Here is a 16,790-nt window from a genome sequence, read left to right as displayed (position 1 = left end):
ACAATGACGGAACAAAAAGATTCCTCCGCCATGGTTGAAGAGACAACGCCTGCGGTAGAAACCACGACTCCGCCTGCAAAAAAACCGACGCGTAAATCATCAGGCCAAACCGGCACCGCGCTGGGTGCTCTGGCGATTGTAGTTGCGTTGGCGATTGGGGCTGGGCTATGGGTCAATGGGCGTCATCAGGCGCAGCAACAGGCGCAGGTCAGCCAGACGTTAAGCGAACAGATCTCCGCGCTGACGCAGCAAAGCGAACGCGAAAAAGCGCAGCTGAAACAACAGCTGAGCACGCAGAGCAACGAACTGCATACCGCCCAGGCCCAGCAGGCAGCCCTGAGCCAACAGCTGGATGAATTGAAAGAAAAAGTGGCCACCATTTCAGGTAACGATTCTCGAACCTGGCTACTGGCGCAGGCCGATTATCTGGTAAAACTGGCCGGGCGTAAGCTGTGGAGCGATCAGGATGTGACTACCGCAGCGGCGCTGTTGAAAAGTGCTGATGCCAGCCTTGCGGATATGAACGATCCCAGTCTGGTTCCGGTGCGTCGGGCTATTACCCAGGATATCAGCAACCTTTCGGCGGTGAGCCAGGTTGACTATGACGGCATTATTTTAAAGCTGAATCAGCTCTCTAACGGCGTCGATAATCTGCGTCTGGCGGATAACGACAGCGATGATGCGCCCATGGATGCTGACAGTAATGAACTTAGCTCTTCGCTGCGAGAATGGCGTCAGAACCTGGTAAAAAGCTGGCACAACTTTATGGATGATTTTATTACCATCCGCCGCCGCGACAATACTGCAGAGCCGCTGTTAGCGCCGAATCAGGATGTTTACCTGCGTGAAAATATTCGCTCACGCCTGCTTATTGCCGCCCAGGCGGTGCCGCGTCATCAGGATGAGATCTATCGGCAGTCGGTGGATACCGTATCGACCTGGGTACGCGCCTGGTTTGATACCAGCGATGCCAGCACCAAATCTTTCCTGGCGCAGCTTGATGATTTAAGCCAGCAGACGGTTTCAATGGAAATTCCGGAGTCGCTGGAAAGCCAGCCGTTGCTGGACAAGCTGATGCAAACGCGGGTGCGTAACCTGCTGGCGCAGCCCGCTGAACCGGCAGCACAGCCGCAGCAGGGAGAGTAACGATGCTAAAAGTTTTTATACTATTTCTGTTGCTGATTGCCGGTGTGGTTATCGGTCCTATGATTGCGGGTCATCAGGGCTATGTGCTGATCCAGACCGACAACTGGAATATTGAAACCAGCGTAACCGGCCTGGCGATCATGCTTATTATCTCGCTGTTGGTGATCCTGGCCGTGGAATGGTTGCTGCGTCGCCTGTTCCGTACCGGCGCTAAAACCCGCGGCTGGTTTATGGGGCGCAAACGTAATCGCGCCCGTCGCCAAACGCATGAAGCACTGCTTAAGCTGGCGGAAGGCGACTATCGCCAGGTAGAAAAATTGCTTTCGCGCAATGCCGATCATGCTGAGCAGCCAGTGGTCAACTACCTGTTGGCGGCGGAGGCGGCACAGCAACGCGGCGATGAGATGCGGGCGAACCAGCATCTGGAAAGAGCTGCAGAGCTGGCGCATAACGATCCTATCCCGGTGGAAATTACCCGCGTTCGTCTTCAGCTGGCACGTAATGAAGATCATGCTGCCCGTCATGGCATCGATCGTTTGCTGGACGTGGCTCCGCGCCATCCCGAAGTGCTGCGCCTGGCGGAACAGGCTTATATACGTACCGGCGGCTGGAGCGCGCTGATCGATATCCTGCCGGCGATGGAAAAAACGCAGGTGGCAGATGACGAGCATATTAAAGCGCTGCGTCAGCAGGCCTGGCTGGGTTTGATGAACCAGGCGATGGCGGAACAGGGTAGCGAAGGTCTGAAGCGCTGGTGGCAAAGCCTGACCCGTAAAACGCGCCACGAAACGGCGCTGCAGGTGGCAATGGCGGATCATTTAATTGCCTGCGACGATCATGATACCGCTCAACAGATCGTGCTGGATGGGCTGAAGCGTCACTATGATGAGCGCCTGATCCTGCTGATGCCTCGACTGAAAACCGGCAATCCGGAACAGCTGGAAAAAGCGCTGCGCCAGCAGATTAAACAGCACGGCGCTACACCATTGCTCTATAGCACCCTGGGTCAGCTGTTAATGAAACATGGCGAGTGGCAGCAGGCAAGTGAAGCGTTCAGAGAAGCCCTGAAACAGCGTCCGGATGGTTTTGATTACGCCTGGCTGGCCGATACGCTGGATAAGCTGCATCATCCGGAAGAGGCCGCCCAGATGCGTCGCGAAGGTCTGTTGCTGACGTTAAAAAATAACCGCTAATAACAGCGTAAAAAAAGCCGGGATAAAACCCGGCTTTTTTATGCGTGCTGTAATCCGCGATAAAAATTTAGCAAAGCTGTTTTCCTGACGTGACGATTGCCGTCTTGTTGCCGGAACAGCATAAGCGATGCAGTACTCAGATAAAAAAACACCTGCCTAAAACAGGCAGGTGTAAAGATCAGGTCGGTAAGACAACCGGATTGGTACCCGACTCAACGTAGTGCCCTTAAATCCAATAAGGCGAACGATATTGGCTGGCTGGACAACGGGTACCCTAATTTGGCTCTGCATCATTCCTGGTTTATGAAGCCGAAGCGAACATAAGAGGTGGAATGAGCATCTACGCAGATAGTATTGCATAAGCTGTGCCAGTCTGCGCTGATCTTTTCCGTTATTGTCTATCTCTTTGAATCAAGAAAAAATAGTCTGACGCCCTGTTTTAAGCAGCATATCGTTGTCATAAACAGGCGACAGCCTGCCAATAATTTGTCTCCATTTTGAGACTACCCATACCCAGGCAAAAAAGTTTATTTATAATCAATAGATTATGTGTCTCCAGCCAGAGACAGGCGTGTTAACAAGCGCAACATTGCTGGGTTTCGCTATATAGTGATGCGGCTTTAAGCCAGACCGTAGATGGAACTTTGAGTAATGCAGCCTCTGTCCTGCCCTCTTGCCATCAACCGGTTCTCACACTCAACGCTGCCTGTTAGCCACCAGGTGCGAGCTGCGTAACGATTTTCGTCATTTTGATATAAACCGGCTCGGTTTTGTGCAGATGCTGGATGCACGCTATCCATACTCATGGCAACGATTGCTGAAACAGTGGCGTCAGGCGGGTTGTGATAAGGTCATTGGGGATAATAAATAAAGCAGAAGCAGAAGCAGAAGCAGAAGCAGAATATCAGATACAAAAAAACCTGCATAAGCAGGTTAATAAGATGGTCGGCGAGAGAGGATTCGAACCTCCGACCCACTGGTCCCAAACCAGTTGCGCTACCAAGCTGCGCTACTCGCCGACATAATGCTCTTATCTTACTTTCTTTTGCCTGGTGCGAAGAGAGGGACTTGAACCCTCACGTCCGTTAAGACACTAACACCTGAAGCTAGCGCGTCTACCAATTCCGCCACCTTCGCATGTTCCAGCAAAAGTTGGGGTGGCTAATGGGACTCGAACCCACGACAACTGGAATCACAATCCAGGGCTCTACCAACTGAGCTATAGCCACCATTACTTCTTACTACTAACGCGGTAAATGTTACCACCGCAGCTCTTGCGCCCGATTAATGGCGCGCCCGACAGGATTCGAACCTGAGACCTCTGCCTCCGGAGGGCAGCGCTCTATCCAGCTGAGCTACGGGCGCGTAGCGCCGTTGCGGATGGGGATACTACGGATTTGCACCCAAGCTGTCCAGTGCTTTTTTAATAAAAAAACGCGTTTGATTACGCTTTGTGCATTCCGTCTAAACAAACGCCAGTTCAGGTCGGCAAACGAATAAAAACCCCTCATTTAGCCGTTTGCCGCCCTGAAATAGCCGATCTTTATAACTGACCGCGATAGTAATAACGCAGGAATTTTATCAGACGCAGCTGACGACGCAGACGGCTGGGCTGGCTTAACAAGCGATAAAGCCATTCCAGCCCCAAACGCTGCCAGATAACCGGCGCGCGCTTCACATGTCCGGTAAAGACATCATAAGTGCCGCCTACGCCCATATAGAGCGCCTGCGGACAAACCTTTCGACACGCCTGCATCAGCAGTTCCTGCTTCGGTGACCCCATTGCCACCGTAACGATCTGCGCCCCGCTCTGTGCTACGCGTTTAAAAAGCGCTTCGCTGTCGTCTGCACTGAAATAGCCGTGCTGGGTGCCCACAATATTAACCTGCCACTGCTGGCGCAGCTTCGCTACCGTCTCTTCCATTACCTGCGGCTTGCCGCCGATCAGAAAGACCGGAATGCCTTGCTGCCCGGCACGCGCCATCAGCGCTTCCCACAAATCGGCCCCGGCGATGCGCGTAACCTGCGCCTGCGGATACCTTTTGCGGATCGCGCGCACAATGCTAATGCCGTCCGGGTATTTGATCTCCGCTGCATCAATCAGCTGACGCAGCGCCGGGTTTTCCTCATAGGCCAGCACCTTTTCCGCATTAATGGCGACCAGGGTGCCGCTACGTGCCTTGCCATCCGGGCAAAGATAGTCCAGGCATTCAGCCATGCCGGAAAAAGCGTGCAGCCTGATGCCACGAATCTGGTATTGGGGCGCCTTCGGCGTGACATCCATTTTAATAATCCTCACATCTTTCCGGCGTCGCGGCAGGCGTTTCCGCCAATATGCCAGCGCGTCGACGCGGACGAATCAAACCGGCGCTGTCCAGCAGCCAGAAAAGTAACTTAGCTATCATCACGCAGGCGGCAAAAATCAGGCAGAAGAAAACCACGCGGCTGACGAAGGCGTCCAGCCCTTCACGTGCCAGCACAATCATGTTGAACACCGCACCGAAACAGAAGCTTTGCAAGATTGCAGAGGTATAGCGGTTAGCGTGTTGTTTGCCTCCTTCATAAAGCCAGTCGAACCACTTAATAATCAGGCCCACCGCAACCGCGCCCACCGGAATAGCGGCTACGCCACCCATGACGATCAACGATCCCAACAAAGTGGGAGAGATCGCCAGACCTGAGTGGTTGTTCAGCACTTCCCAGGTGAAGTAGTTCGCGCTGTTCAGCACCAGTGAAGGTCGGCTCGGCCACAGCCAGCCGGGAATATAGACATAGAAATCACGAACAATCGGCGCCAGCCCCTGAAAGTGAATGTTGTCGTAGTTTTGTAACAGCAGCGCCAGGTTTTCCCACGGCGAGAAAGTGTCACGCGTCAGATAAAGAAATGTGTACAGCGCCTCGGCGCCGCTGACGTCAAGGTTATAGCGCCGCAGCGCCAGCCAGAACATCCCTACAATACCGAATGCGCCGGCGGCCGCCAGCATCCACAACGTGATCCAGCCGCGAATAATGCCGATGAACAAAAACAGGGCAAACGCAATAATGATGTTGGCGCGCGTGCCGCCAACAATGGCATAGGTCAGCAGGCCAAAGGCAACGGTGCTGGCAAGGAAAAATAGCCAGGCGCGTCGTCCTGGCTTCAGGAAGTAAACCACCAGCATTGCCGGAATAAAGAAATAGAAGAAGCGCTTGAGCGCCACGCTGGACACTTCACTGGAAAATATCTCGCTGTATGCATGCAGGCGAAACAGCAGAAAACCGTTACGCATAAAGAATATCGCCACGGTTACCAGCGCCAGCAGCGCCAGAATGCCCCAAATCAGATGCGCCTCTACCCGATTCACACTCAACAAGCTGCGCCCGCTATCAGTCCGTCGCGCCCGCAGACGCGTTTTATAGCTGACATAATAAATGGCGTAAAAACTGCCGGCCGCCAGCAACGCCTGCAATAAGAACGTCGGCGGTACTACCGTGACATCAAACCGGAAGACCAGCAAACTGGTTAAGGGAAAGCCGAAATAGAAGGTCAGCAAAAACAGTAGCGAGAAAAAGACGTTAAAGTTAAAGCGTACCCGCCGGAATTCGCGCCATGTCAGGGTCAGAATAAAGCCCAGCGACACCAGCCAGACCAGCAACAGGCCACCAAACTGCGCGAGACTCATTGCGCTCCTCCTTCTGCCAGCGTGAGCGCCTGCTTCCAGCCGCTAACAAAGGCTGGATCAAAGAAGGCGATGCCGGTTTTATCTATGCCAGAAAGCTGCTGACGAGCCTGAGCAACAATGTCCAGACTCAGCGCATCAGTATCAAACAATACGGGAAGCTGTTGCTCCACCATATCCTGCCAGAACGGGTTTTTCCGATTCAGTACCACCGGCACGTTGGCCTGCATCAGCAGACAAAGCGTCCCTATGCCCTGCTGACGCTCAAAAACAAAATAGCCCAGGTCGCAGTCGGCGATCAGTTGCAGATAGTCGTCAAACGCCATTTTATCGGTCAACAACGCCACCTGCCCATGGGGAAACAGATCGCGTGCAGCAGCGCTTACCTGATCGATATAAGCCTGATTATTGGGCGGATAACCGAGCGGCACTATCACCCTGACCTGTTCGCCAAACTGTTGCCGGATAGTCTGTAGCGCCGGAATGTGGCGATTGCTGGGATCGCCGGAGTTACCTAACAGCAGCGTAAAGGTTTTATCCTGACGCTGACGCGCTGGCATCGCCTGATGCATACGCGTAGGGAAATAGAGCAGCGAAGCTGGCACGCGCCGATGGCGCTGCTGATAATGGCTAATATCACCCCGGGTAGCGAACAGGTGCGCGACTCGTCCCTGCGCCAGTCGACGCAGCTGATAAAACAGACGGAACTTCAGGCTGCGTGACTCTTCATACAGATCCGCCCCCCAGACATGCCAGTAAACCTGATTGCGCCGCAGACTGCCGCTCAGTAATGCCAGCCACAGCCAGGGATTAAACTGCCCGTGCAGGAAAAAGTGGGTTTGCCGATCGCGCGCGCGTTGTAGCACCGCCTGGGCCAGCGCTTTTTTACTGGCAAAAATTTGCACCTGCAATGCCGGCCAGGCGGCGGCCAGCGTCATATCCTGGCTGACGACCATAAAGGTGCGCGGCGTGCGGCACGGCTGCGCTTCCCGCATTACATCATTAAAAAAACGCAGGATAGTCTGGTTATGATGCGGAATATCCGAACCCAGTACATGAATCAATGTCGTCATACTCTTCGGCGATAAATCAAAAAAGCGCATAAACAGAGCGCAAAATAGACAATATAGGTAGCCATATACGCCTGCGCGGCGCCGATGGCACCATAAGACGGTATTAACCAGCGCGAAAAAGCGGTCAGCAAAACAAACTGGCTAAGCTCGGCGGCAATATAAAAACGCAGCGAGGCTTTCGCAATCACCAAATAGCCGAAAACGTAAGCTCCAACCTTCAGCACATCGCCAATAAGCTGCCAGATAAAAAGGTCGCGCATGCCGGTGAACTGGCTGGAAAACAGCAGCCAGATCGCTACATCGCGCAGCAGCCAGACGCAAAAACCTACGGCAGCCACCGCTGGTAGCACAAAACGCAGCGTGCGGAAAATCTCGCGTGAGATTTCCGCTTTTGTATTCAGGCGTGAGAGCGTCGGCAGTAGCCAAACGCTAAAGGTGGCGGTAATAAACTGCAGCCAGGCATCGGATATGGTGGTAACGCCCTGCCATAGCCCGACTTCTTCCCAGCTATAGCGCGCTGCCAGCAGGTTACGCATCATCATCCAGGCAATAGGAAGCGTAGCGGACGTAATAAGCGCCATCAGCGTAAACTTAGCCAGCTGACGCGCCAACTCACTCCGCCAGCGCGGTGCCAGCGCGCGCAGCGGCAGGTGGTCGCGCTTTATCAGCAGCAGCAGCGCCGGAATGGCGATCAGCGCCGGCACCAGCGCCAGCCCAACCAGTGCGCCGCTATAGCCGCCCAGCCAGTAACAGATGACATAACCGATTACGCCGATGAGGCTGCCTGCCATCAGCGACAGCGCATTGCCCATCGCATCGCGGAACCCTTTCATGATTGCCAGCGCCAGATTGGCCCAGGCGATACCCATCTGCAAAAATGCCACGATGCGAATCACCTGCTGATAACGATCGTGACCAAACAGCAGCTGGCTAATGGGCGCGGCAGCCAGCAGAAAAATCACCGCCAACAGCGTGGAAAAGCCCAGCACCATGGTGACGGCAGTGCCGGTAACGGCGGCCAATTGCTGCGGCTGCTGTTGATACTGCGCGACATACTTAGTGACGCCATTAAAGATACCGGCACCCGCCAGCACGCCCAGCACGGTGATCAGCTGGCGGAAGTTGCCCGCCTGCCCTACTCCTTCCGGCCCAAAGCTGACTGCCAGCAGCTTTACCACCAGCAAGCCGGCAGCAATTTTTACCAGCGTGGACGCTGCGGTCCACACCGAGGCTTTAGCTAATGACATATCAGGAGAAGAAACTCAGCAGAGAGTTGATAACGGTGCTTTGATTGTTATCTGACAGGTTATAGAACAGCGGCAGACGCAGCAGGCGTTCGCTTTCAACGGTGGTATAGCGATCCTCGCCCGCAAAGCGGCCAAACTGCTCTCCCGCAGGCGAGCTATGCAGCGGAATGTAATGAAAGACCGCCAGGATCTCCGCCTCTTTTAGCCAGTTAATCAGCGCCGCCCGATCGTCCGCATCGCGCAGTTTAATGTAAAACATATGGGCATTGTGTTGGCAATCTAAAGGGATGCCCGGCAGTTCAATACGGCCCCGAGCCGCAACCGGCTTCAGGGCATCATGATAACGCTGCCAGAGATGCAGCCGTTGCTGATTAATCCGCGTTGCCGCTTCCAGTTGCGCCCACAGATAGGCTGCCTGCAGATCGGACATAAGATAGCTGGAGCCGATATCGCGCCAGGTATATTTATCCACCTGCCCACGGAAAAACTGGCTCCGGTTAGTGCCTTTCTCACGAATGATTTCTGCCCGTTCCACCAGCGCGCTGTCATTGATCAGCGTGGCGCCGCCTTCACCGCCCGCGGTGTAGTTTTTCGTTTCGTGAAAGCTGAAACAGCCGATGTGGCCGATGCTGCCCAGCGCCCGCCCTTTGTATGTAGACATGACGCCCTGCGCCGCGTCCTCAATCACATACAGTTGGTACTTGCGCGCCAGCGCCATAATCACGTCCATGTCACAGGCAACGCCTGCATAGTGAACCGGCACAATAGCCCGCGTTTTTTCAGTGATGGCCGCTTCGATACGGGTTTCATCAATGTTCAGCGTATCAGGACGCACATCCACAAACACAATCTTCGCGCCGCGCAGCACAAACGCATTGGCGGTAGAAACAAAAGTGTAGCTCGGCATAATCACTTCATCACCGGGCTGAATATTGATCAGCAACGCGGCCATTTCCAGCGATGCGGTGCAGGAGGGCGTCAGCAGAACCTTTTTGCTGCCGAAACGCTGCTCCATCCACTGCTGACAGCGACGCGTAAAGCCGCCGTCGCCGCACAGCTTGCCGCTACTCATGGCGGATTGCATATATTCAACTTCGGTTCCCACCACCGGTGGCGCATTAAATGGAATCATGACGTTACCTGTATAACCAGTAAGCAGTGCTCTCAAGAGAGGCACCACAACGAAGATAGAGCCGCATTGCGGCCAGATTGCTGAGCTGCGTCGCAACACGCAATTTGTTACGCCGCCGCGCCCGGCACCAGTCAAGCGCCGCCAGCATCAGCCGGGTCCCAACGCCCTGGCCCTGCGCTGTCGGCAGGGTCGCCAGCAGGCCGATACGCGCCTCATCAACGCCCAGCTCGCGCAGCGAAACGAAGCCCTGCAGCTTGCCCTGTTCATCATGCGCGATCAGACACTGGTTATCGAACGTGCCGCGTACTGCGTTTTCGATCCATTGCGCATAAAAGCGGGCGCTGTCGTGCGGCTGATACCAGGGCGCGCGAAAGCGGCTGTAAGCGAAAGCGGCGCCAGCGGCGGTACGCAATGCCGGAATATGTTCCGGTCGCGCGATACGTATACCGGATTGACGCTCCCCGGCGGTGACGGCAAGCAGTAGATCCGCCTCTCCTTCCACCAGGTGGAACCCCAGCTGCTGTAGCGTATCCAGCTGTGCGGTCTGCTGGCTGTCGACTTTTGCCTGCACCACATCAAACGCGTCGAGCTGCGCCAAATCGAGCGTGGCGGAGGCATCCCATGCCAGTTGAGCGCTGTTGTGTTGGAAAAAGGCGTTTTCCCAGTCGAGCGTTTTAATACTGGCGTGGACGCGCATGTAAGATATCCAGTAGATACTGACCGTAGCCGGTTTTTTGCAGCGCCTGAGCCGCACGGCGCAGGCCATCATCATCCAGCCAGCCGTTGCGCCAGGCGATCTCCTCCAGACAGGCGATTTTAAAGCCCTGCCGTTTTTCAACCGTTTGCACAAAGGTGCTGGCTTCAATCAGGCTGTCATGCGTACCGGTATCCAGCCAGGCAAAGCCACGGCCCAGCAGTTCAACGCTGAGTTCGCCCTGTTCCAGATAACGCTGGTTAATAGAGGTGATTTCCAGCTCGCCGCGTGACGAAGGCTTAACCTGGCGTGCGAACTCCACGACCTGGCTATCGTAAAAATAAAGCCCGGTAATCGCCCAGTTAGATCGGGGTTTAACGGGTTTCTCTTCCAGTGAAATCGCGCGGAAATCGTCGTCAAACTCCACCACGCCAAAGCGCTCGGGATCCATAACCTGATAGCCAAAAACTGTCGCGCCCTGACTACGCGCCGCCACTTTTTTCAATTTGGGACTGAAGCCCTGACCGAACCAGATATTATCGCCCAGCGCCAGACAGCTCGGCTCGCCGTTAAGAAACGTTTCGCCAATAATAAAAGCCTGCGCCAGGCCATCCGGGCTGGGCTGGGCCGCATACGCCAGCCGGATGCCGAATTCGCTGCCGTCGCCCAACAGGCGCTGGAAGTGCGGCATATCATCCGGCGTGGTAATAATCAGAATTTCGCGGATGCCTGCCAGCATTAATACTGACAGGGGATAGTAGATCATCGGCTTGTCATAGATGGGCAGCAGCTGTTTCGAGATCCCTCGCGTGATAGGATGCAACCGCGTACCGGATCCACCGGCCAGAATAATGCCTTTCATGGTGATTCGCCTCAGTGAGGGGAAGAAAGCCCGAGCCGCTCGCCCTGATAGCTGCCATCAAGAATGCTGCGCCACCAGTTCTCATGACTCAAATACCACTGCACCGTTTTACGCAGGCCGCTTTCAAACGTCTCCTGCGGACGCCAGCCCAGCTCGCGCTCGATTTTTCCGGCATCAATCGCGTAGCGCTGATCATGACCAGGGCGGTCGGTAACAAAGGTAATCAGATCGCGGAAGTGTGCAATGCCTGCCGGTTTGGTCGGCGCCAGCTCTTCCAGCAGGTCGCAAAGCGTATTTACAACGTCGATATTACGCTGTTCGTTATGACCGCCAATATTATAGGTTTCTCCGGCCTGGCCAGTGCTCACTACGGTTACCAGCGCGCGCGCATGATCTTCCACATACAGCCAGTCGCGAATTTGTCCGCCATCGCCATAAACCGGCAGCGGTTTGCCTGCCAGCGCATTGATAATCATCAGTGGAATAAGCTTTTCGGGAAAATGGTAAGGACCATAGTTGTTAGAACAGTTGGTCACGATAACCGGCAGGCCGTAGGTGCGCATCCAGGCACGAACCAGGTGATCGCTGCTGGCTTTACTGGCGGAGTAAGGACTGCTGGGCGCGTAAGGCGTGGTTTCGGTAAAGAAGTCATCGCTGCCATGCAGATCGCCAAACACTTCATCGGTGGAAATATGATGGAAAACAAACGCCGCCTGCTTTTCAGCTGACAGGCCGCGCCAGTAATGACGTGCCGCTTCCAGCAGCTGCCAGGTGCCGACAATATTGGTTTCAATAAATGGCCAGGAGCTGTCGATAGAGCGATCAACGTGGCTTTCCGCCGCCAGATGCATAATGCAGTCGGGCTGATAGCGTGTCAGCAGGCGATCCAGCGCGGCGCGATCGCAAATATCGACGTGCTCAAAAGCAAAGCGATCGCTATCCGCAACCGGAGCCAACGAAGAGAGATTGCCGGCGTAGGTCAGCTTATCGACCACCGCCACCCGGTGTCCGGTATGCTGGATAAGATGGCGAACCACCGCCGAACCGATAAAGCCTGCGCCGCCGGTAACCAGAAATTGCTTCATCGCCACACTCCTTTCGTGTCCACTACCCAGCGCTGGGTGACCTGCTCGCCGCTTACCGCTTTAAAAACGTGGTGATCAACCAGCATCACCAGAACATCCGCCTGCGTGAGCGCCTGCTCCAGCGTTACCAGTGTCGCTTCATCAGCCAGCGCCGCCGGGATCTGCTGCACATTAGGCTCCACCACCCAGGTCGTGCCGCTATGCCAGGAGGCGACCAGATGCGCAACCTCCATCGCTGGGCTTTCCCGTAAATCGTCAATGTTAGGTTTAAAGGCCAGGCCAAAGCAGGCAATGGTTAATTCGCTGGCGCGCTTGCCGCTCTCGCTCAGGCAGTCGGCAACCGCTGCTTTCACTTGATCCAGCACCCAGTGCGGCTTGGCGTCGTTTACTTCACGCGCGGTGCGGATAAGACGCGCCAGCTCTGGATTCTGCGCGACGATAAACCAGGGATCGACTGCAATACAGTGGCCGCCGACGCCCGGCCCCGGCTGCAGAATATTGACGCGCGGGTGACGGTTGGCCAGCGCTATCAGTTCCCACACGTTGATGTCCTGCTGCGCGCAAATCAGCGACAATTCGTTGGCAAAAGCGATATTAACGTCACGGAAGCTGTTTTCGGTCAGCTTGCACATCTCAGCGGTGCGGGCATTGGTGACTACGCATTCGCCCTCAAGGAAAATGCGGTACAGCTCGCTGGCGCGCTCAGAGCAGGCTGGCGTCATGCCGCCGATCACGCGATCGTTTTTAATCAGCTCAACCATTACCTGACCGGGCAGCACCCGCTCAGGACAGTAGGCGATGTGAATATCGGGGCTATCCGGCTGCTGCTGTGGAAACGATAAGTCAGGACGCGCTTCAGCCAGCCAGTCTGCCATCTGTTCCGTCGCGCCGACCGGCGAGGTGGATTCCAGGATCACTAAATCGCCCGGCTTTAACACCGGCGCAAGCGACAGCGCGGCTGCCTGAACATAGGTCATATCAGGCTGATGGTCGCCTTTAAACGGCGTGGGAACAGCGATCAAAAACGCATCGGCCGCCACCGGCTGCGTGGCGGCACGAAGAAACCCCTGCTGTACGGCCTGCTTAACTACCGTATCCAGATCCGGTTCGACGATATGAATTTCGCCACGGTTTATAGTCTCAACGGCGTGCGCATTGATATCAATTCCCACAACATGCTGCTGGCGCGATGCAAACGCGGCGGCGGTAGGCAGCCCGATGTAGCCTAGGCCAATAACCGAAATCGTTCTAAAACTCATAATGTTACTCTGTGATTTTTTAACGCCTGCAGAATGCGGGCACAGGCATGGCCATCGCCATACGGATTATGCGCATGGCTCATCGCCTGCCAGGCTTCTTCATGGGTGAGCAGATGGGTAACCTCTGCCACAATCTTCTCTTCGCGGGTTCCAACCAGGCGCACCGTTCCGGCCTCAATCGCCTCGGGACGCTCCGTGGTTTCGCGCATGACCAGAACCGGTTTACCCAGCGAAGGCGCTTCTTCCTGAATGCCGCCGGAGTCGGTCAGAATGAGCCAGGCCCGATTCATCAGCCAGACAAAGGGCAAATACTCCTGCGGCTCAATAAGAATAATATTGTCGATGCCGCTCAGGATACGTTTAACGGGCTCGCTGACGTTGGGGTTCAGGTGCACCGGGTAAACTATCTGGATATCAGGATGCTGACGCGCCAGCGTCGCCAGCGCGCTGCAAATGCGCTCAAAACCGTCGCCAAAGCTTTCACGGCGGTGCCCGGTAACCAGAATCAACTTTTTCGCCGCATCAAGAAAAGGATAACGCGCGGCCAGGCTCTCGTGGTGCTGGCGATCGGAGAGAATGCGATCGCGCACCCAGAACAGCGCATCAATAACCGTATTACCGGTAACAAATATCTGCTTATCCGACAGGTTTTCCCGCAACAGGTTCTGCCGGGAGTATTCAGTAGGGGTAAAGTGCCACGTAGCCAGATGGCCGGTCAGTTTACGGTTCGCTTCCTCAGGCCATGGCGAATAGAGATCGCCGGTGCGCAGCCCGGCCTCAACGTGCCCCACCGGGATGCGATGATAAAAAGCGGCCAGGCTGGCTGCCAGCGTTGTGGTGGTATCGCCATGCACCAGCACGACATCAGGACGGAAAGAGGCAAATACGCCTTTTAGCCCCTCCAGTATCCGGCTGGTGATTTCCGTGAGTCCCTGCTCCGGACGCATAATATCCAGATCATAGTCTGGCTTTAGCGTGAAAAGGCGCAGAACCTGATCGAGCATCTCGCGATGCTGGGCCGTCACACACAGGCGGGCATCAAATGCGGCATCGTTCGCCAGCGCATGCACCAGCGGAGCCATTTTGATAGCTTCCGGCCTCGTGCCAAAAACGGTAAGTACTTTCACTGTTTTTCTCTTCGTTCGTTAGCCGTGTCAGTCACAGCGACACCTGCAACGCGCGTATCAGGCACGAGGACGGCGAATAAGGGCAACGCCTGCACCCACCAACGCGCCAATGGCGCCCCACATAATCATGACCAACGTCCGGCGCGGGCTGTCGCGCTTCACCGGCTCTTCCGGGGTGCGCAAATAGCGGTAGGTCTGAAACTTCTGCTCAAGCGTAGGCCCAACGTTCAACGTATCGAGCATGGCCCGATTTTGATCATAGTCCAGATCGTATGTCGGCCCATTCGCCTGCAGGTTTTCCAGGCGCGCCTGCAGCATCGGCCTGCCAAGCAAAAAGAGTTCTGAATCGGGCAGCTGCTCCGATGGCGTACTGGTTTTTGCCTGGTCGATCCCCTGCTGTTGCGCAATTTTTAGCGCCTGCTCTACGCTGCGTAGCTGCCGTTGATACACCGCATTGGCCACCTTTTCCTGGCGTTTGACCTGCGCTTTCAGTTGAACGGTACGCGCCGCCCAGGCCGCCGTCAGTTCCTGATTTAAATGACGCGCCGCGCGTTCGCTGGCGAAAGCAACATACTGACGCAGCAGATTGTTGGCATCTACTGCGGTTTCCGCTACCAGCCTGACGCTATCGCTCAGGTTTTTCGCGCTGTCCGCCGGGCTGAACTGAATATTGCTGACCATTTCGTCCAGCAGCGCGGCATCTTTATGGACGTTGCCGCTTTTGCGGTGCTTATAGTAGTCAGTTTGTAACCAGAATTCGCGCCGCGTGTCCCATGAAGAGAGTTGCATAAGAAATTCCTGGTAGGCATCGTCCATTACCGAGGGCTGCGGTACCGTCAGCGCGGTGGCGCCATTACGGTTATCCAGGTTGCGTAAGAATTGCTGCTGCGAATAGTAGCCGCCAATCATATTTACCGTGGGACGATCGGTGATTGCCGTGGTGCTCCACTCCTGTTTAACCAGCAGAGACCAGATAAACGCCAGTAGCATGCCCAACAGCGCCAGCCCGATAATCCAACGTTTGCCGCGCCACAGCGCGCAAAACAGGCCACGAATATCCAATTCGTTATCCACGAAGTCAGAGGTCATATGCAGGGTATCCTTGTCCAGAGGGCGCTTAGCCCGGGTGCTTATTTTTATTAGCGCGACGCAGGCGGCGCTTGAGACGTTTGATCATGCGGGCAACGCGCCAGGCGCGCTTGATGCAGTAGCCGTAGAGGACGAAAGCAAACAGAAAAAGCAGCAGCATCACCCACTCAGGAATAAACGCCAGATACTCACCCAATACGCCTACAGCAGCCAGTAGCGCAGCGGCAAGCGTGATCAGCACAAACGCCTGTCGTGAAGTAAACCCGGCGCGCATGATCAAATGATGAATATGCTGACGATCGGCAGAGAAAGGACTCATTCCTTTACGCAGTCGGCGATACATGATCGCCACCATATCCATCAGCGGAATGGCAATCAGCCACAGCGCCGTAACCGGCGTAATGGGGTGCGTAACGCCCTGGGTGGTTTCCAGCAGGATCCAGATAATGGTAAAGCCAATCAGCGTACTGCCCGCATCGCCCATAAACACTTTATAGCGTTTACCGAAAACGCCCAGATTAAGGAGAATATAGGGAAGCGTGGCGGCAATCATGGCAAAGCACCACATCGCCAGGCTGTGCTGGCCGTCGAAAAAGAGGATGATGCCCATTGCGCCAAAGGTCACGCAGGACAAACCGCCCAGCAGACCATCAATGCCGTCAACCATATTGAAAGCATTGATTGCCGCCCAAACGGCAAACAGCGTCAACACATAGCCAAATGGCCCGACAACCAGTTCCATTGGTCCGATAATATAGCCAAGACTGAGCAAGTAGAGTTTGCCCACCACCATCATCACTATCGCGATAGCAGCCTGTACGACGGCACGAATCTTGACGCTAATGTCAAAACGGTCATCCAGCGCCCCAACCAATACCAGCACACCGGCACAGGCCAGATAGAGTATCGCGTGGGGCAGATAATAATTAGTGATAACAAAAGTAAAGCAGATGCCTGCATAAACGGAGATGCCGCCAACCAGCGGAATCAGTCCCTGATGACGTTTACGATAATTCGGGCGGTCAACCAGGCCGACTTTTTTAGCTGCTTTGCGGGCAAAAAAAATGAATGCCAGTGAAAACAGAAAAATTAGACCAAGCTCGGTACTCATGGTGAGTAAATTCACATTAACAACTCTCAGCTAAGACACCGGGTAAATATAAGCAATAATTATGCCTGCCACCCTGACTGACGTCCTGATAACGCGATTTGGCCGCACGACCG

Annotated in this window: 14 protein-coding genes and 4 tRNA genes; 2 read left to right on the top strand and 16 right to left on the bottom strand. The window is 55.1% G+C overall.

Annotation, left to right across the window (positions count from 1 at the left end):
• Positions 1 to 3 precede the first annotated feature (3 nt).
• Entirely contained in the window at positions 4 to 1,146 is a 1,143-nt protein-coding gene (gene hemX, locus ACQE32_RS18770; protein WP_250651140.1) for a uroporphyrinogen-III C-methyltransferase, read from the top strand.
• A gap of 2 nt (positions 1,147 to 1,148) precedes the next feature.
• The gene (hemY, locus tag ACQE32_RS18765; RefSeq protein WP_426975087.1) at positions 1,149 to 2,339 is read left to right on the top strand and encodes a protoheme IX biogenesis protein HemY; all 1,191 of its coding nucleotides are present in this window, start codon (positions 1,149 to 1,151) and stop codon (positions 2,337 to 2,339) included.
• Between the two features lie 942 nt (positions 2,340 to 3,281).
• On the opposite strand, the gene ACQE32_RS18760 is transcribed toward hemY, so the two are convergent.
• From ACQE32_RS18760 to wecA, 16 genes are all read right to left on the bottom strand, one after another.
• A tRNA-Pro gene (locus tag ACQE32_RS18760) sits at positions 3,282 to 3,358 on the bottom strand.
• 31 nt (positions 3,359 to 3,389) lie between these two features.
• Positions 3,390 to 3,476 (bottom strand) — tRNA-Leu (locus ACQE32_RS18755).
• Positions 3,477 to 3,492: 16 nt separating this feature from the next.
• A tRNA-His gene (locus ACQE32_RS18750) sits at positions 3,493 to 3,568 on the bottom strand.
• Positions 3,569 to 3,627: 59 nt separating this feature from the next.
• Positions 3,628 to 3,704, bottom strand: a tRNA-Arg gene (locus tag ACQE32_RS18745).
• A 178-nt stretch (positions 3,705 to 3,882) separates the two neighbouring features.
• Positions 3,883 to 4,623 carry a lipopolysaccharide N-acetylmannosaminouronosyltransferase gene (wecG, locus tag ACQE32_RS18740; RefSeq protein ID WP_427022255.1) on the bottom strand — a complete coding sequence of 247 codons (741 nt, stop codon included), beginning with the start codon at positions 4,621 to 4,623 and terminating at the stop codon, positions 3,883 to 3,885.
• A gap of 1 nt (position 4,624) precedes the next feature.
• On the bottom strand, positions 4,625 to 6,001 hold the full coding sequence (wzyE, locus tag ACQE32_RS18735) for an ECA oligosaccharide polymerase (protein WP_426975084.1): 1,377 nt from the start codon (positions 5,999 to 6,001) through the stop codon (positions 4,625 to 4,627).
• Positions 5,998 to 7,071 (bottom strand): TDP-N-acetylfucosamine:lipid II N-acetylfucosaminyltransferase, encoded by a 1,074-nt coding sequence (locus ACQE32_RS18730; protein WP_426982325.1) that lies wholly within the window; start codon positions 7,069 to 7,071, stop codon positions 5,998 to 6,000. The genes wzyE and ACQE32_RS18730 overlap by 4 nt, the downstream gene beginning before the upstream one ends.
• The gene (gene wzxE / locus ACQE32_RS18725; protein ID WP_426975082.1) at positions 7,068 to 8,318 is read right to left on the bottom strand and encodes a lipid III flippase WzxE; all 1,251 of its coding nucleotides are present in this window, start codon (positions 8,316 to 8,318) and stop codon (positions 7,068 to 7,070) included. The genes ACQE32_RS18730 and wzxE overlap by 4 nt, the downstream gene beginning before the upstream one ends.
• Position 8,319: 1 nt before the next feature.
• Positions 8,320 to 9,450, bottom strand: a complete 1,131-nt coding sequence (rffA, locus tag ACQE32_RS18720; protein ID WP_426982327.1) for a dTDP-4-amino-4,6-dideoxygalactose transaminase — start codon at positions 9,448 to 9,450, stop codon at positions 8,320 to 8,322.
• Positions 9,451 to 9,454: 4 nt separating this feature from the next.
• Positions 9,455 to 10,147, bottom strand: coding sequence for a dTDP-4-amino-4,6-dideoxy-D-galactose acyltransferase (gene rffC, locus ACQE32_RS18715; protein ID WP_426975080.1), 693 nt, complete (start codon positions 10,145 to 10,147; stop codon positions 9,455 to 9,457).
• Entirely contained in the window at positions 10,125 to 11,006 is an 882-nt protein-coding gene (gene rfbA / locus ACQE32_RS18710; protein ID WP_426982329.1) for a glucose-1-phosphate thymidylyltransferase RfbA, read from the bottom strand. The genes rffC and rfbA overlap by 23 nt, the downstream gene beginning before the upstream one ends.
• A gap of 11 nt (positions 11,007 to 11,017) precedes the next feature.
• Entirely contained in the window at positions 11,018 to 12,091 is a 1,074-nt protein-coding gene (gene rfbB / locus ACQE32_RS18705) for a dTDP-glucose 4,6-dehydratase (protein WP_426975078.1), read from the bottom strand.
• The gene (gene wecC / locus ACQE32_RS18700) at positions 12,088 to 13,350 is read right to left on the bottom strand and encodes a UDP-N-acetyl-D-mannosamine dehydrogenase (RefSeq protein ID WP_426975077.1); all 1,263 of its coding nucleotides are present in this window, start codon (positions 13,348 to 13,350) and stop codon (positions 12,088 to 12,090) included. Before wecC ends, rfbB begins: the two co-directional genes overlap by 4 nt.
• Positions 13,347 to 14,477, bottom strand: a complete 1,131-nt coding sequence (gene wecB, locus ACQE32_RS18695) for a non-hydrolyzing UDP-N-acetylglucosamine 2-epimerase (protein ID WP_426975076.1) — start codon at positions 14,475 to 14,477, stop codon at positions 13,347 to 13,349. Before wecB ends, wecC begins: the two co-directional genes overlap by 4 nt.
• Before the next feature lie 57 nt (positions 14,478 to 14,534).
• The gene (wzzE, locus tag ACQE32_RS18690; RefSeq protein WP_426975075.1) at positions 14,535 to 15,566 is read right to left on the bottom strand and encodes an ECA polysaccharide chain length modulation protein; all 1,032 of its coding nucleotides are present in this window, start codon (positions 15,564 to 15,566) and stop codon (positions 14,535 to 14,537) included.
• A 28-nt stretch (positions 15,567 to 15,594) separates the two neighbouring features.
• A complete protein-coding gene (gene wecA / locus ACQE32_RS18685) occupies positions 15,595 to 16,677 on the bottom strand; it encodes a UDP-N-acetylglucosamine--undecaprenyl-phosphate N-acetylglucosaminephosphotransferase (RefSeq protein ID WP_426975123.1) in 1,083 nt (360 codons plus the stop codon).
• Positions 16,678 to 16,790 lie beyond the last annotated feature (113 nt).

It is taken from the genome of Pantoea sp. FN0302 (assembly GCF_050113775.1).
In the GTDB taxonomy this organism is placed as follows: domain Bacteria; phylum Pseudomonadota; class Gammaproteobacteria; order Enterobacterales; family Enterobacteriaceae; genus Mixta; species Mixta alhagi.
This window is presented reverse-complemented; position numbering and strand designations above follow the sequence as displayed.

What these genes read in the sequence shown, in the direction of transcription:
- hemX (WP_250651140.1), top strand. Translation starts at nt 4, where the DNA reads ATGACGGAACAAAAAGATTCCTCCGCCATGGTTGAAGAGACAACGCCT.
- hemY (WP_426975087.1), top strand. Translation starts at nt 1,149, where the DNA reads ATGCTAAAAGTTTTTATACTATTTCTGTTGCTGATTGCCGGTGTGGTT.
- wecG (WP_427022255.1), bottom strand. Translation starts at nt 4,623, where the DNA reads ATGGATGTCACGCCGAAGGCGCCCCAATACCAGATTCGTGGCATCAGG.
- wzyE (WP_426975084.1), bottom strand. Translation starts at nt 6,001, where the DNA reads ATGAGTCTCGCGCAGTTTGGTGGCCTGTTGCTGGTCTGGCTGGTGTCG.
- ACQE32_RS18730 (WP_426982325.1), bottom strand. Translation starts at nt 7,071, where the DNA reads ATGACGACATTGATTCATGTACTGGGTTCGGATATTCCGCATCATAAC.
- wzxE (WP_426975082.1), bottom strand. Translation starts at nt 8,318, where the DNA reads ATGTCATTAGCTAAAGCCTCGGTGTGGACCGCAGCGTCCACGCTGGTA.
- rffA (WP_426982327.1), bottom strand. Translation starts at nt 9,450, where the DNA reads ATGATTCCATTTAATGCGCCACCGGTGGTGGGAACCGAAGTTGAATAT.
- rffC (WP_426975080.1), bottom strand. Translation starts at nt 10,147, where the DNA reads ATGCGCGTCCACGCCAGTATTAAAACGCTCGACTGGGAAAACGCCTTT.
- rfbA (WP_426982329.1), bottom strand. Translation starts at nt 11,006, where the DNA reads ATGAAAGGCATTATTCTGGCCGGTGGATCCGGTACGCGGTTGCATCCT.
- rfbB (WP_426975078.1), bottom strand. Translation starts at nt 12,091, where the DNA reads ATGAAGCAATTTCTGGTTACCGGCGGCGCAGGCTTTATCGGTTCGGCG.
- wecC (WP_426975077.1), bottom strand. Translation starts at nt 13,350, where the DNA reads ATGAGTTTTAGAACGATTTCGGTTATTGGCCTAGGCTACATCGGGCTG.
- wzzE (WP_426975075.1), bottom strand. Translation starts at nt 15,566, where the DNA reads ATGACCTCTGACTTCGTGGATAACGAATTGGATATTCGTGGCCTGTTT.
- wecA (WP_426975123.1), bottom strand. Translation starts at nt 16,677, where the DNA reads ATGAGTACCGAGCTTGGTCTAATTTTTCTGTTTTCACTGGCATTCATT.